1 protein-coding gene is annotated in these 404 nt (G+C 74.0%); it reads left to right on the forward strand.

All coding sequences use genetic code 11. From position 1 onward, the window contains the following. On the forward strand, positions 1 to 287 hold a 287-nt coding region (locus D7V88_RS42425), incomplete at its 5' end, for a DEAD/DEAH box helicase (RefSeq protein ID WP_147449197.1). Positions 288 to 404: the final 117 nt, after the last annotated feature.

Here is a 404-nt window from a genome sequence, read left to right on the forward strand (position 1 = left end):
CCAACATGGTGCTCGCCGAGCTCCCCTGGACCGCGGCCGAGCAGACCCAGGCGATCGACCGCAGCCACCGCATCGGCCAGTCGATGCCGGTCACCGCGTGGCGGATCATCGCCGCGCAGACCATCGACGCGCGGATCGCGGAGCTGATCGACGACAAGGCCGGTCTCGCGGCCGTGGCGCTCGACGGGTCCGACGAGGAGGTCGGGTCGTCCACCGACGCCCAGCACGCCGCGCTCGTCGCCCTGCTCACCGACGGGCTGGCGTCGCGCACGCCCTCCGCGGCCTGACGCCGCCCTCCCCGGTCCCGACGATGCCCGTCGGGCCGGGGAGCGTGCCGTGTTGTCGACCTGCTGGGGCTACTCGACCTCGAGGTCCTCGGGCGGGACGACCTCGCGGTGCAGGAT

The sequence above is a fragment of the Corallococcus terminator genome (assembly GCF_003611635.1).
GTDB classification, from domain to species: domain Bacteria; phylum Myxococcota; class Myxococcia; order Myxococcales; family Myxococcaceae; genus Corallococcus; species Corallococcus terminator.